The 14,260-nt window shown below is 56.9% G+C and carries 14 protein-coding genes; 8 read left to right on the top strand and 6 right to left on the bottom strand.

The features are described 5' to 3' along the window. The first annotated feature begins 21 nt into the window (after nt 1–21). The 6 genes from mltB (at nt 22) to lipA (ending at nt 5,234) form a co-directional block, all read left to right on the top strand. Nucleotides 22–1,020 carry a lytic murein transglycosylase B gene (mltB, locus tag QWJ10_RS02700; protein ID WP_289924536.1) on the top strand — a complete coding sequence of 333 codons (999 nt, stop codon included), beginning with the start codon at nt 22–24 and terminating at the stop codon, nt 1,018–1,020. Next, on the top strand, nt 1,017–2,018 hold the full coding sequence (locus QWJ10_RS02695) for a septal ring lytic transglycosylase RlpA family protein (RefSeq protein WP_289924195.1): 1,002 nt from the start codon (nt 1,017–1,019) through the stop codon (nt 2,016–2,018). The genes mltB and QWJ10_RS02695 overlap by 4 nt, the downstream gene beginning before the upstream one ends. Nucleotides 2,019–2,088: 70 nt before the next feature. Next, entirely contained in the window at nt 2,089–3,249 is a 1,161-nt protein-coding gene (locus tag QWJ10_RS02690) for a D-alanyl-D-alanine carboxypeptidase family protein (protein ID WP_125887217.1), read from the top strand. Nucleotides 3,250–3,308: 59 nt separating this feature from the next. Continuing rightward, complete coding sequence (locus tag QWJ10_RS02685) at nt 3,309–3,587, top strand: DUF493 domain-containing protein (protein ID WP_010797100.1); 279 nt, start codon at nt 3,309–3,311, stop codon at nt 3,585–3,587. After that, nucleotides 3,587–4,228, top strand: coding sequence for a lipoyl(octanoyl) transferase LipB (lipB, locus tag QWJ10_RS02680; protein ID WP_010797101.1), 642 nt, complete (start codon nt 3,587–3,589; stop codon nt 4,226–4,228). The genes QWJ10_RS02685 and lipB overlap by 1 nt, the downstream gene beginning before the upstream one ends. Nucleotides 4,229–4,301: 73 nt before the next feature. Then, the gene (gene lipA, locus QWJ10_RS02675) at nt 4,302–5,234 is read left to right on the top strand and encodes a lipoyl synthase (RefSeq protein WP_085985617.1); all 933 of its coding nucleotides are present in this window, start codon (nt 4,302–4,304) and stop codon (nt 5,232–5,234) included. A gap of 47 nt (nt 5,235–5,281) precedes the next feature. Here lipA and QWJ10_RS02670 read toward each other — a convergent pair whose 3' ends face one another. The 5 genes from QWJ10_RS02670 to leuS all read right to left on the bottom strand — a co-directional run bounded on the left by QWJ10_RS02670 (nt 5,282) and on the right by leuS (nt 11,232). Next, the gene (locus QWJ10_RS02670; protein ID WP_197872182.1) at nt 5,282–6,601 is read right to left on the bottom strand and encodes a lytic murein transglycosylase; all 1,320 of its coding nucleotides are present in this window, start codon (nt 6,599–6,601) and stop codon (nt 5,282–5,284) included. Nucleotides 6,602–6,689: 88 nt separating this feature from the next. After that, a complete protein-coding gene (gene arfA, locus QWJ10_RS02665; RefSeq protein ID WP_074823016.1) occupies nt 6,690–6,848 on the bottom strand; it encodes an alternative ribosome rescue factor ArfA in 159 nt (52 codons plus the stop codon). Between the two features lie 50 nt (nt 6,849–6,898). Beyond that, nucleotides 6,899–7,957, bottom strand: coding sequence for a DNA polymerase III subunit delta (gene holA, locus QWJ10_RS02660; protein WP_074823486.1), 1,059 nt, complete (start codon nt 7,955–7,957; stop codon nt 6,899–6,901). Between the two features lie 36 nt (nt 7,958–7,993). Further along, on the bottom strand, nt 7,994–8,602 hold the full coding sequence (gene lptE / locus QWJ10_RS02655; RefSeq protein ID WP_010797106.1) for an LPS assembly lipoprotein LptE: 609 nt from the start codon (nt 8,600–8,602) through the stop codon (nt 7,994–7,996). 23 nt (nt 8,603–8,625) lie between these two features. Then, on the bottom strand, nt 8,626–11,232 hold the full coding sequence (gene leuS, locus QWJ10_RS02650) for a leucine--tRNA ligase (RefSeq protein ID WP_197872184.1): 2,607 nt from the start codon (nt 11,230–11,232) through the stop codon (nt 8,626–8,628). A gap of 193 nt (nt 11,233–11,425) precedes the next feature. Here leuS and QWJ10_RS02645 point away from each other — a divergent pair, with 193 nt between their 5' ends. Together QWJ10_RS02645 and QWJ10_RS02640 are read left to right on the top strand one after the other, a co-directional pair. Continuing rightward, nucleotides 11,426–11,791 carry a hypothetical protein gene (locus QWJ10_RS02645; protein ID WP_074823013.1) on the top strand — a complete coding sequence of 122 codons (366 nt, stop codon included), beginning with the start codon at nt 11,426–11,428 and terminating at the stop codon, nt 11,789–11,791. Between the two features lie 106 nt (nt 11,792–11,897). After that, the gene (locus QWJ10_RS02640; RefSeq protein ID WP_289924191.1) at nt 11,898–12,659 is read left to right on the top strand and encodes a YdcF family protein; all 762 of its coding nucleotides are present in this window, start codon (nt 11,898–11,900) and stop codon (nt 12,657–12,659) included. Between the two features lie 40 nt (nt 12,660–12,699). Here the strand turns inward: QWJ10_RS02640 and lnt are convergent, their stop codons facing one another. Then, nucleotides 12,700–14,229, bottom strand: a complete 1,530-nt coding sequence (gene lnt / locus QWJ10_RS02635; protein WP_289924189.1) for an apolipoprotein N-acyltransferase — start codon at nt 14,227–14,229, stop codon at nt 12,700–12,702. Nucleotides 14,230–14,260: the final 31 nt, after the last annotated feature.

Raw genomic sequence — 14,260 nt, 5'->3', positions numbered from 1 at the left:
ATGCTGACACCGTTTGGATGGATGGGCCGCTGCCTTCAGTGCTTCGGTCTGCTGGGAGCGATAGGGATTACGGGCGCCGCAACGGCCGGCGACTATGATGATTCGCCTCAGGTTGCCAGCTTCATCAACGAGATGACGCGCAACTATGGCTTTGCCGGACAGCAGTTAAAGGAGCTGTTCGGTGAAGTCGAGCGCAAGCAGAGTATTCTCGACGCCATTTCTCGTCCTGCGGAGCGAGTAAAGCCTTGGAGCGAGTACCGCCCTATCTTCGTAACCGACAAGCGCATCGATCAGGGCGTCACATTCTGGAACGAAAATGCCGAGTCGCTGGCGAAGGCTGAGCGGGAATATGGCGTTCCGCCTCAATTCGTCGTTGCCATCATTGGCGTCGAAACCTTCTATGGTCGAAACAAGGGCAACTACCGGGTGCTGGATGCGCTGTCGACGCTGGCCTTTGATTACCCTCAGCGAGCGCCATTCTTCAGAGATCAGCTGCGTGAATTCCTGCTTTTGAGTCGTGAGCAACAGTTCGATCCGCTCAGCTTGACCGGCTCCTATGCTGGTGCCATGGGCCTTCCGCAGTTCATGCCAGGCAGTTTCCGTGCCTACGCTGTAGATTTCGATAACAGTGGCCATATCGATATCTGGAACGACAAGGCCGACGCCATCGGCAGCGTCGCCAGCTATTTCAAGCGCCACGGCTGGACTGCGGGTGGCAACGTGGCGGTGCGCGCTCAGGTACGTGGCGATAAAGTCGAGCAGGGTGTCGTTCAGGGTATCGAGCCGGTTAAAAGCGTGGCAGAGTTGCGTGCGCTGGGCTGGAATCCATCCGAGCCGTTAAGGGATGACCTGCGTGTCACCTCATTCCGGCTGGACGGTGATGCAGGTCCTGAATACTGGATGGGACTGCCCAATTTCTATGCAATTACACGCTACAACCGTAGCGTCATGTATGCCATGGCTGTAAATCAGCTGGCGGAGGCTATTGCTGAGCGTCATACGCATGGGGCGTCGCAATGAATTATTTTAATCGGGGTTTGACCGCCGCGACCTGCCTTGCCCTGGCTGGACTAGTGGCAAGTTGCTCAAGCCCATCCCCAAAAAGTCCGACCACCTATGGGTCCAATGCAAGTGCTGGTAGTTACTCACGCCCGCATAAGGACGGTGCTCCTTGGTGGGATGTGGATGTTTCACGTATTCCTGATGCCGTTCCGATGCCCAACTACGGGCCCATCAAGAACAACCCCTACACGGTGCTGGGCAAGACCTATTTCCCGCTGAACGATGCTACGAGCTATCGTGTCACCGGGACTGCCTCCTGGTATGGCACCAAGTTTCATGGTCAGGCCACGGCGAACGGCGAGACCTATGACCTCTATGGCATGACTGCCGCTCACAAGACCCTGCCGCTACCCAGCTACGTTCGTGTAACCAACCTGGATAATGGCAAAAGCGTCATCGTTCGGGTCAATGATCGTGGTCCGTTCTATTCAGATCGCGTGATTGACCTGTCTTTTGCGGCTGCCAAAAAGCTTGGTTACGCCGAGACAGGAACGGCCCATGTGCGTGTCGAGGGTATCGATCCGGCACAATGGTGGGCTCAGCAAGGCCGCCCGATGCCAATGGTGCTGGCGCAGCCGCAACGTGCGCCTGCCGCTCCGGTACCTGTAAAACCACAGACAGTGGCCACGGTTGAAACCTATAATCCGCCTCCGCAACAACATGCCGCGCCGGTTGTGCCGCTTGAGATCGACTCAAAAAAAAACGCTTCTGCACAAGCCGGTGGGCTGTATCTCCAGGTGGGCGCCTTCGCCAACCCGGACGCTGCGGAGCTCCTGAAGGACAAACTCAGCGAGCTGACAGCTGCCCCGGTCTTTATCAGCTCGGTCGTGCGCAACCAGCAGACTCTGCACCGCGTGAGACTCGGGCCGATTGGCACGCAGGGTGAGGCCAGTCAGCTGCAAAATACCGTGCGTCTTGCCAATCTGGGGCAAGCCTCGCTGGTACGTCCGGATTAGGAGCAAGGACGCTCTGTGTATATGCCCTCTGGGCTTGTTTAATTAGTCTGCTTAACCATTAGAGAGTCGGATGAACATCACCACCTTAGCTCAACGCGTCTTTTTGCTCGTTCTGCTCATCGCTGCGCCAGCCGCCTGGGCGGCCGAGCCGATGATTCCTTCGCCCCCGCAGCTTGCTGCCAAGTCCTGGGTTCTCATGGATGCGAGCAGTGGCCAGATCATCACGGAATATAATTCCGACCAGCGCTTGCCTCCGGCCAGTCTGACTAAATTGATGACCGCCTATATAGCGACCTTAGAAATTCAGCGTGGCCGTATCAAGGAGGGCGATATGGTCAACGTGAGCGAGCATGCCTGGCGTACCGGTGGTTCCCGGATGTTCATCCAGGTAGGCAACCAGGTTTCGGTTAGCGACTTGCTCCACGGCATCATCATTCAATCAGGCAACGACGCGAGCGTGGCCATGGCCGAGCATATCGCCGGAAGTGAAGATGCGTTTGCTGACATGATGAATACCACGGCACAGCGCCTGGGCATGAGCAATACCCACTATATGAATGCTACAGGTCTGCCTAACCCGGACCATTACTCTTCTGCCCATGACATTGCCAAGCTGTCTCGTGCAATCATCTATGAAGAGCCGACTCACTATGCCATCTACTCCCAGAAGGAATTCTTCTGGAATAACATCAAGCAGCCTAACCGCAATCTCCTGCTGTGGCGTGACAAGACCGTTGACGGTTTGAAAACCGGCCACACTGATGAAGCGGGCTATTGTCTGGCTGCTTCTGCTGTCCGTGAGGGCATGCGTCTGATTGCAGTGGTATTTGGCACAAACAGCGAGCAGGCCCGTGCTGCCGAAACCCAGAAGCTTCTGACCTATGGTTTCCGCTTCTTCGAAACCCAATCCTTCTACAAGAAGGGTGTAGAGCTTGCGCGTGCGCCGGTCTGGAAAGGCACCGAGCATGAGGTTTCTGCTGGTCTGGCAGACGACCTGACTATGACGCTGCCCCGCGGTCAGCTAAAAAAGCTGAAAGCCGAAATTGTTATGAACCCGCAGATCACTGCACCGATTGCCAAGGGTCAGCCTATTGGTAAGGTGGAAGTGAAGCTGGATGACAAGGTCATGCACACTGCTGACCTGGTAGCCTTGCAGCCGGTCGAAGAAGGTGGTTTCTTCCGTAAGTTGTGGGATAGCATTCGTCTATTCTTCTACGGATTGTTCAACTGATCTCAAGACGCCCGCTTTAGCGGGCGTCTCTACCTTCGGGCCCCAGACCCGCGAATGCCATGACTGATACTGACACTCAAGCTCCAAAAATTGAATTTCCTTGCGATAACTATCCGATCAAGGTGATCGGTGATGCCGGAGACGGTTTTACTGATCTGGTAGTTGAAATCATTCAGCGCCATGCACCGGATCTGGACGTTACAACGTTGGTCACGCGTGATAGCCGTAACGGCCGCTTTCTGTCAGTACAGGTCCTGATCCGCGCTACCGGTGTCGAGCAGTTGCAATCGATCCATTCGGACCTGCGCACCACTGGCCGCGTCCATATGGTGCTGTAATGGATAAGACGCTCGGCTTCCGAGAGCTGGGCCTGGTCTCCTATGAGCCGACCTGGCAGGCCATGCGGCGCTTTACTGACGAACGCAATCCTTCAGCGCTGGACGAGGTCTGGTTGCTGCAGCACCCCGCCGTATTCACCCAGGGGCAGGCAGGCAAGGCCGAGCATCTGCTCAATGCCGGTGAAATTCCTGTCATACAGGTCGATAGAGGCGGCCAAGTAACGTACCATGGGCCGGGACAACTGATTGCCTATCTGCTTCTGGATGTCAGGCGATTGGGGTTGGGGGTTCGTGAGCTTGTATCCCGAATCGAGCAAAGCCTGGTTGGCGTGCTGGCCAGCTACGGGGTCGAGTCGTATGCAAAGCCTGATGCCCCTGGTGTTTATGTCAAGGGTGCAAAGATCGCATCCCTTGGCTTGCGTATCCGTAACGGACGCTCCTTCCATGGTCTGGCCTTGAATGTCGACATGGACTTGGCGCCGTTCCGTCGAATCAACCCCTGCGGTTATGCCGGCCTGGCCATGACCCAGCTACGCGATCATGCCGGGCCGATCGAATTTGCCGAGGTGACCCAGCGGCTGCGTGAGCAGCTCGTGTCACAGCTTGGCTATGCTGACCAGATCACCCTGGAAAAGAGCTGACATGACAACAGTGCAAGACAGTGTGAACGTCGAGACGCCCATCGCTGAAGCGCCTGCGCGCAAGAAAGTTGAAATGGGCGTCAAACTGCGTGGTGCAGAAAAGGTTGCCCGCATCCCGGTCAAAATCATTCCGACCGAAGAGCTGCCACGTAAACCTGACTGGATTCGCGTACGAATTCCAGTGACGCCAGAAGTGGAGCGCATCAAGCAGCTGCTTCGCAAGCATAAGCTGCATAGCGTCTGTGAAGAGGCCTCTTGCCCCAACCTGGGTGAATGCTTCTCTGGCGGTACAGCCACGTTCATGATCATGGGCGACATCTGTACACGTCGTTGCCCCTTCTGTGACGTGGGGCATGGCCGTCCAAAGCCTCTGGATGTCGATGAGCCACGAAATCTGGCTGTCGCGATTGCCGACCTTCGTCTGAAGTATGTCGTCATTACATCGGTAGACCGTGATGACCTGCGAGACGGTGGCGCTCAGCATTTTGCTGACTGTCTGCGGGAGATCCGCCAGCTGTCTCCTGGCATCCAGCTGGAAACATTGGTACCTGACTACCGTGGCCGTATGGATATCGCGCTGGATATCACCGCTACCGAGCCGCCGGATGTCTTCAACCACAACCTGGAGACGGTGCCGCGCCTGTACAAGTCATCTCGTCCGGGCTCCGATTTCGAGTGGTCGCTGGATCTGCTGCAGAAGTTCAAGCAGCGTGTACCACACGTCCCCACCAAGTCAGGCCTGATGCTGGGGCTTGGCGAGACGGACGATGAGGTCATTGAAGTCATGAAGCGCATGCGCGAGCATGACATCGACATGCTGACCCTGGGCCAGTATTTACAGCCTTCTCGTAATCACTTACCGGTACAGCGCTTTGTTCATCCGGATACCTTCGCCTGGTTTGCCGAGGAAGGCGAAAAGATGGGCTTCAAGAATGTGGCATCCGGCCCGCTGGTTCGCTCCTCCTATCATGCCGACCAGCAGGCGCATGGCAGCAAGATCTCCTGATCGAACGGCAATAAAAAAGGCGCTTTAAGCGCCTTTTTTATTGCCTGTCAGGAACGTAAACGAGCCAGCAGGGATGGGGTAGGGTAGCCGTCTGCTGGCCAGCCCAGCGTCTGCTGGAACGCTCGTATGGCTTTGCGGGTATTGGCACCTATGATGCCGTCAGCAGCACCAGGCGTAAAACCTCGGTCTGCCAGGCGCTGCTGAAGTTCGACTCGCTCGCTGCGGCTGAGTGGAACGTCCTCGAGCGGCCAGGCTGCGCTGACTTTACCGGCGCCCTTATAGCTATCTGATAGAAGCCCCACGGCTAGCGCATAGGATGATGAGTTGTTATATCGAAGAATGGTCCGGAAATTGTTGAAGACCAAAAAGGCTGGCCCTCGATGTCCCGCTGGAAGCAGTAGAGAAGCCTGCTCCATGGAGTACGCAGGGGAGAGGGGCGTCGTTGCGCCTTGAACACCCATGGCCTGCCAATCTGACAAGGGCTTGCGGATGTCCATGTCTGCTTGAGCGTAATCGAAGCCCTGTGGCAGGCGAACTTCAAAACCCCACGGCTTTCCGTCCTGCCAACCGGAGGCTTTCAGATAGTTGGCCGTTGAGGCCAACGCATCAGCATTGGAGCCCCAGATATCCCGACGACCATCACCATCAAAGTCGACGGCATGTTCATTGTAGGTCGTTGGAATGAACTGCGTTTGACCCATGGCACCAGCCCAGGAGCCAATCATGCGCTCAGGCGTAATATCGCCATTTTGGATGATGGTCAGTGCGGCCAGCAGTTGCGCCTGCGCGAAGGCGGGGCGCCGTCCCTCATAAGCCAGGGTTGCCAAAGAACGAATAACGCTCTTGGTGCCCATGTTGTTGCCATAGTTGCTTTCGATACCCCAGAAGGCCACAAGGCGTTCTGGCTCGATGCCGTAACGTGCCTCGAGTTGCGCCAGAAGGCTCGAATATTGGGTTAGTAGCTTCTGGCCGTTTGAAATGCGCTGCTGGGAAACTGCAGACGACAGGTATTCCCACACAGGACGGGTAAATTCGGGTTGGCTGCGGTCCGCTGCAATCACGGCATCGTCAGGAGTCACGCCTGCGAAAGCCTGATTGAAGGTTGCGGTAGTAATACCGGCCGCTTGAGCGTCCTGCCGGAAGCGGTCTCGCCATTGCTCGAAGCTTTCCTGCGGAGCAGGCTCAGGCGTCGTATTGGCGGGGCGGCTTTGTGAGGCAGAGGTAGGTGCGTTCGTGACGGCTGGCGTGGCCGTTTCGCTCTGCGTCTGTGTTTGTGCACAGGCAGCAATGACCCCTGTGATCAATGTCGCCAGAGTGCCTGCGATAAGGCTGCCGTGTTTCAGCCTGCGTTTTTTCCCGTGTTGCATGAATCTCCACCGGGTGCGTCAACAGACTCGTCACCATAACATGCCTGAATCGAGGCGTCTTCGTTTGGAGAAGGGAGGACGGATGGAATTATGCGGCTACCAATAAAAAAGCCTTCCCATCATCAGTTGGGAAGGCTTCACGGCGATAACTGCCTTTGCCTTTCTTGGGCTTTTCCTGTCGACAGCGAAACAGGGGCTGGGCAATGGTGGATTTGGCCTTGTTGGGCCTTCGCTGTTTTTTGGTCATGAGAGTACTCGGTCTGAATGCGCGGTTGCGCGAAGACCGGCATCTTACGATTATCGTGAGAATGTATCCAGAGCGGCAGAAGGCAAGGAGAAGCGTTGACCCGCCAACAACAAGGTCAACTGGCGCAGGGTTGTCCAAGTATCACCCGGGGCCTGGCCCTTGATCTGCGCATCCACAAGCTGGGCATCCAGCAATAGGCGACTCAGTTTGGCAGTAGAGTGTCGTTGCAGGGCGCGGCTTATGAGTGGACGTCTTTTCTCCCAGACCGGGGGCTTTGCCTGCGCAAACGCGCGGTCAAGTGGTATACCCTGTTCTTGCTGTTGCGCAAGGTTGGCCAGTTGCCGCAGCTCTCGGGCCAGTGCCCACAGGATCACTGGCGGCTCGACACCCTCGCCGCGAAGGCCCTCCAGAATACGTAACGCGTGATTGGCCTCCCCTGCTAGAACCGCATCGATGAGGCCAAAAACGTCGAAGCGGGCACTATCACCAACGCTTGCCTGTACAGTGGCGACATCAATTTGGTTGCCTTCGGCCAAGAGCTTGAGTTTTTCAATTTCCTGGGCGGCTGCAAGCAGGTTGCCTTCTACCCGGACGGCAATCAGTTCGACCGCTTCCTGCGAGGCGGCCAGACCTGCCTGAGAAAGGCGTTGGCGGATCCATTGAGGCAGTTGATGAACATCGATGGGCCAGATCTGAATGAACTGAACGTCAGCATGTTCAATCAGGGCCTTGGCCCATTTGGTCTTTTGGGCACTGCCATCCAGCTTGGGCAGGCTGATGAGCAGCAATGTATCTTCAGCAGGGCGCGATAGATAGCGTAGTAGCGCTTCGGCACCTTTATCACCAGGCTTGCCGTTTGGAATGCGTAATTCGATCAGACGCTTCTGGGCAAACAGAGACAGGCTTGCCCCTGCTTCGTAAAGCAGGCTCCAGTCAAAGTTATTTTCTACGTTGAACACCTGACGTTCATCAAACCCCTGGCTTTTCGCCGAGGCTCGAATGGCATCGGTTGCCTCCTGGCAAAGCAGGGGCTCGTCACCGCTGACTATATAAATTGGCGCCAGCTGTCCTTGCAGGTGCTTGGCGAGTTGAGCAGGGTTCAGTTTCATAGGATAAAAATACGGGGCCATAAGGCCCCGTAGTCGTTAGCGGGTGGGTATTTCGATCGGAGATTGTTGTGGCGGCATGTTCTGCTGCGCTGCGCGTGCGGCCTCGGCCTCGGCACGCGCTCGTGCATCAGCCTCGCTTTGCAACTTGTCGAGCCGCTGGGGTGTAATGGTCTGCAGGCGCGAAGCCAGCTGGCGGACCAGTTCTGCACGCATTTCCCGACGGAGCTGCTGAGCCTGTTGCTCGGAACCGATGATGTTGTTTTCATCCGTCACGTAGTAACGCTGCGTTTCCAGATCATCATGCAGCAGCACGGCATCGTTGCGGCCACGAATTTCATAGGGCAGTTTGGTCGTCAGCTCGATTTCAGCACTACGTGCGCCCGCGGTATAGCTCGCAGTGCGTTGCGTCTGCTGCTCACCTGCCAGGTACAACGTATAGGTTGCGCCCGGGTTGACGTTTACATGATTGCTTTCAAGCATGGTTCTTACCTGCTTGACCGTTTCACCGTAGCTGTCACGGGCGGAAAGACTCAGCTCACGCAGCGACAGTTCGGTGTCGCCTGTACCTCGCAGCTGAAAACCACAAGCACTTAACAACACGGTCATTCCAATCGCCGCAAGGCAGGGAAAGCTCCGTTTCATCATGATCTTTTTCACTCCGTTCAGCCTCAATTGGCGACGATATTGACCAGCTTGCCAGGAACAACAATCACTTTGCGGATTGTCAGCCCCTCAGTAAAGCGCAGAACATTTTCGTTCGTACGGGCAGCAGCCTCGATGTCTTCACGGCTGGCTTGGGCTGCGACCTCAATGTGGCCACGCAACTTGCCGTTTACCTGAATCACGATCTGCAGGGTGTCCTGTACCAGGGCGCTTTCATCCACGCTTGGCCAGCGGGCATCGATAACGGCATCGGCATGCCCCAACTCATTCCACAATGCATGGCAGATATGGGGCGTAATCGGTGCCAGTAGCAACGCGACGGTTTCCAGGCCTTCCTGCATCAACGCGCGGTCCTGCTCGGTGGTCTGCGGCGCTTTTTCCAGCACATTCATCAATGTCATCACAGCTGCAATGGCCGTGTTGAACTTGTGGTTCTGTCCAATATCCTGGCTGGCCTGCTTGATCGCAAGGTGAGTGGCGCGACGGACTTCCTTCTGCTCGTTTGTCAGCGTTGCCACATCCAGAGCAGAGGTAAGGCCCTGGCTGATATGCGCCTGGGCGAGACGCCAGACGCGACGCAGGAAGCGACTACCGCCCTCAACGCCGGAGTCGGACCACTCGAGGCTCATGTCCGGAGGGGAGGCAAACATCATGAACAGGCGGCACGTGTCGGCGCCGTACTGATCGATCATGGCCTGCGGGTCCACTCCGTTGTTCTTTGATTTGGACATCTTTTCGGTGCCGCCGATTTCTACCGGCAGACCGTCCGTCTTCAGCTTGGCACCAATGACCTTGGCCTTGGCGTCACGCTCGACTTCCACGTCAGCCGGGTTGAACCAGTCCTTACCGCCTTTTTCATCCATGCGGTAATAGGTTTCAGCGACTACCATGCCCTGGGTCAGCAGGTTCTTGAACGGCTCATCGGAGGAGAGAAGCCCCTCGTCACGCATCAATTTATGGAAGAAGCGTGCATAGAGCAGGTGAAGAATCGCGTGCTCGATACCGCCAATATATTGGTCGACGGACAGCCAGTAGTTGGCAGCATCCTTATCGACCATACCACCTTCAAACTTGGGCGATGCGTAGCGGGCGAAGTACCAGGACGACTCGACAAACGTGTCCATGGTGTCGGTTTCGCGCTTGGCAGCGCTGCCGCATTTGGGGCAGGAGCACTCGTAGAACTCCGGCATTTTGGCCAGAGGAGAGCCTGCACCGTCTGGAATCACATCTTCTGGCAGAACGACCGGCAGTTGATCTTCCGGAACGGGAACATCACCACAGCTATCGCAGTGGATGATCGGGATCGGGCAGCCCCAGTAACGCTGACGGCTGATGCCCCAGTCGCGCAGGCGGAATTGAGTGCGCGGCTCGCCCAGACCTTTGGTCTGCAGGGTCGCAGCGATGGCTTCAAACGCCGCATTGAAATCAAGGCCGTCATATTCGCCGGAGTTGATCAGCGTGCCGTGCTCGCCATAGGCAGCCTGCCAGGGAGCAGGGGTCTCGTCACCAGCGCTGGTACGTACGACCGGCTTGATGGGCAGATTGTATTTGGTCGCGAATTCAAAATCGCGCTCGTCGTGTGCTGGAACGGCCATGACCGCACCTTCGCCGTAATGCATCAGGACGTAGTTGGCGACCCATACCGGCAATTTTTCACCCGTTAACGGATGCTCGACGAACAAGGGCGTCGGCATGCCTTTCTTTTCCTGGGTGGCGATGTCGGCTTCTGCCACGCCGCCACGCTTGCATTCGTCAATGAAAGCCTGCAGCTCGGGATTGTTCTGCGCTGCCTGGGTAGCCAGCGGATGCTCGGCCGCGACAGCGACATAGGTGGCACCCATCAGTGTGTCGGCGCGCGTTGTGAAGACCTTGAGTGCGCCAGCATGACCAATGGAAGTCTGGTCATAGGGGAACTGGACTTCCATGCCGCGGGATTTACCAATCCAGTTGCGCTGCATGGTCTTGACCTGCTCGGGCCAGCCGGGTAGATCATCCAGAGACGCCAGCAGTTCTTCCGCATAATCGGTGATGCGGAAGTAGTACATCGGAATCTCGCGCTTTTCGATCAGCGCGCCGGAGCGCCAGCCGCGGCCGTCGATGACCTGCTCGTTGGCCAGTACGGTCTGATCGACCGGATCCCAGTTCACGGTGCCGTTCTTGCGGTAGATGATGCCTTTCTCGAACAGGCGGGTGAACAGCCACTGCTCCCAGCGATAGTAGTCGGGCTTGCACGTCGTGACTTCGCGCGACCAGTCGATGGCAAGGCCTAGGCTCTTGAGCTGGTTCTTCATGTATTCGATGTTTTCGTACGTCCACTTGGCAGGGGCGACGTTATTTTTCATCGCGGCGTTTTCCGCCGGCATACCGAAGGCATCCCAACCCATGGGTTGCAGGACATTCTTGCCCTGCATGCGGTGATAGCGGGCAATCACATCACCGATGGTGTAGTTGCGGACGTGCCCCATGTGCAGCTTGCCGCTTGGGTAGGGGAACATGGACAAGCAGTAGTACTTCTCCTTTCCCGGCTGCTCCGTCACAGAGAAGGCATTGTTCTGTTCCCACCAGGATTGGGCGGCGGCTTCTATCTCACGGGGTTGGTAATGTTCGTGCATGGCGTGATCTGCGGCTACGAAAAGCAATTAGATAAGCCGGTAAGCATACATGAACCGTCTCCACGCAAGGAACCTTTAGCCAGAAAGCGTTTTATTTCATAAAAGTGAAATTCGTCATTTTATCGGCTCGCGGTTTCGCCAATCGCGCACTACGCTTGGGTAACAGCAGGATAGGACTTTCCGGAGGCTATCTATGAGTCATGACACAGCGCAGCGCCTGGCGAGACTTCCGCTGGAGCGTTTGCAACGGCGTCTGGAGCGTGCTCTGGACGAGGCTGCCACGGCGGAGCGTTTGCACCGCAGGGCGCAGCAGGAAATAGAAATTTCCGGCCTTCATCAGGAGGATCTGGACATCATCAGGGCGTGGCTGGTCAGAAATGATCAATGGGTTCATGCCTGTCAGGAACTGATTTATCCGAGGCCTTCCCGTCTGGGAAAGTCGTCAGTGGCAGTGCGCTGCCTGCGTTGCGGGCTGCAAGTTAACGCTGGACAACAAATCGAGCGGTGCCCCCTGTGCATGACTCACAAGGTCTGCAGCACGGATACTTGCGCTATCTGACTCCGCTTCGGATGCCTGCACCTCGGTAATCCGCTTCCTACGCGTTATTATCACGTCTCGTTTTTCCAGCTAGACCAGGGATGTGCCTGACGTCATGGATGTCTCGATGTTGATTCGCTACGTTTGCAAGCAGCTGTTGATGCCGCCAGGCCTGCTTTTGCTGCTGTTATGGGCCGGTATCGTGCTTCGCAAGCGTTGGCCCCGAATTTCGGTTGCCTGCCTGATCGTGGGCGCAGGTGGTTTCTGGCTGATCAGTCTGCCGATTGCGGTTGAATGGGAGGCGCGCCTGATCGAGCGTGATCCGCCTCTGGCTCAGGCTGATTGGTCGTCTCTGGCGCAGCATGCAGATGCCATTGTTATCCTGGGTGCTTCCCGGGAGCGTAACGATCCGGCGTGGGAAGGCGATGTCTCCAGCGCGATGGGCATTGAGCGTGTTCGCTATGCGGCACGTATCGCCAAGGTCTCTCAGCTGCCAATTCTTATTTCCGGAGGCTCACCTTTGTCTTCGCCTCCCAGCGAAGCGGAATTGATGACCGAGGTCATGGAAAAAGACCTGGGCGTATCGGTGCGGTGGCAGGAGAAAGACAGCCGTACCACGTGGGAAAATGCGACGCTCAGCGCGGCTATTCTCAAACCAGCAGGTGTTAAGCGAATCGTGCTGGTTACCCAGGCGTTTCATATGGCGCGTGCCCGGTGGTGCTTCGAGCGCCAGGGGTTCGAGGTGATCGCTGCGCCAATGGGATTCATGAGCACGCCTAACGGCAAGCCGCTGGGAGGATGGGTGCCCGAGGCCAAGGCAATTGCCCAAAGCATGATTCTGTTGAACGAAGCGATAGGGCTCATAGCCTATCCGCTGGCCTACCGTTGAAGTAGGGCAGGCCAGGCAGCTGGCCTGCCACTGTCTGTCCTTAGACGATAGGGCGGGAGCGCTCAAGGCCTCTACGAGCCAGCGCCCAAAGCACCAGCAAGCCACACAGAATGGCCAGCGGCCAGAGGCGCCAGGTCAGGTAAGGTGTGGCTCCCTTCATCGGCACGACCGACCCATGCAGTGTAGCCAGCTCAAATGACGGAATCTGGGTGGTGATGCGGCCAAAGGGGTCAATCAGGGCCGTGACACCATTATTGGTGCCCCGGATCATCCAGCGACCACTTTCCAATGCACGCATCCGGGCCATTTGCAGATGCTGCTGAGGACCGAATGATTTACCGAACCATGTGTCGTTACTTACCGTCAGCAGAAGATCGCTACGGGTGGCCATGTCTGCCACGAATTCCGGATAGACCACTTCATAGCAGATGAACGGGGCGATCTGGTATCCCTTGGCCGTCAACAACGGCTGACCTTCGGGGCCCGGGACGAAATCGGACATCGGTAGGTTGAAGAAGGTGATCAGTCCGCGTAGCTGCTCCTGCAAGGGAACATACTCGCCAAACGGCACCAGCTTCTGTTTGTAATACGTGTTTGTATTGTCGCCATTGACCGTTAGCGCGTTATAAAAACGATCCTGGCCCTTGTCGTCACGCTCACGTACCGGAATGCCCGTGATAAGCGTTGCGCCGCGCTGGTTGGCGATAGCCGTAACGTCTTGTAAATAGCCGTCAGCATATTCCTTGAGCACTGGAATGGCATTTTCCGGCCAGACAATCAGATCGGTCTTGCCTTCCCGAATAGTCATCTGGCGATACAGGGCCAGCGTATCCTGCACATGGCCCGGATCCCACTTGAGTTCCTGGGCAATATTGCCTTGCATGGCGGCTACCTTGAGCGGCTCGCCGGCTGGCTGAGTCCAGACTTGTCCTTTGAAGGCAATGGCGCCGAACCAGGGTGCAATCAGCAGGACGATACCTGCAACCAGGCTGACGGGTCTGCGAATCAGCCAGGGAATATTGACGAGCAGAGCGGCGATCAACGCCACGCTGAATGACAGAAGCCAGACACCTCCTACTGGAGCAAGGCTGGCCAGCGGGCCATCCATCTGGCTGTAGCCTGCAAACAGCCAGGGAAAGCCGGTCAGGAACCAGCTGCGGAACAGTTCCAGGCCAAACCAAAGCGCTGCAAAGGCCAGGGCGTCACTGGCGGGTGCATGATTGCGGCGCAAACAAAGCACCCATAACCAGGCTGGCAGCGCAAAAAACAGGGCAATACCGGCGCAGAACCCAAACGTGAGGCCCGCCGCCAACGGCATGGATGCCGCACCGTAGTCGTGGATGCTGACATATACCCAGCTCGTACCCGCCAGAAAGGCCCCCAGGCCATAGCACCAGCCTCGCAGAAAGGCCCATCCGGCGCGCAATTCGCGCAATGAAAGATAGAAGAGGGCAATCGATACTATTTCCAGCGGCCAGAAGTTGAACGGCGCCAGTGCGAGGGGCGTTAGTGCGCCGGCAACCAGTGCCAGCAAATTGCCTTTCCAGCCGGGAGTAATCATCCAGCGCATCGGAAATCCTTGGTCTATGCAGCGGTGCGCA

Source organism: Pseudomonas sp. WAC2 (genome assembly GCF_030403525.1).
Classification (GTDB): domain Bacteria; phylum Pseudomonadota; class Gammaproteobacteria; order Pseudomonadales; family Pseudomonadaceae; genus Chryseomonas; species Chryseomonas luteola.
Note: the sequence above shows the minus strand (reverse complement) of the source record. Positions and strands in the feature narration are given on the sequence as shown.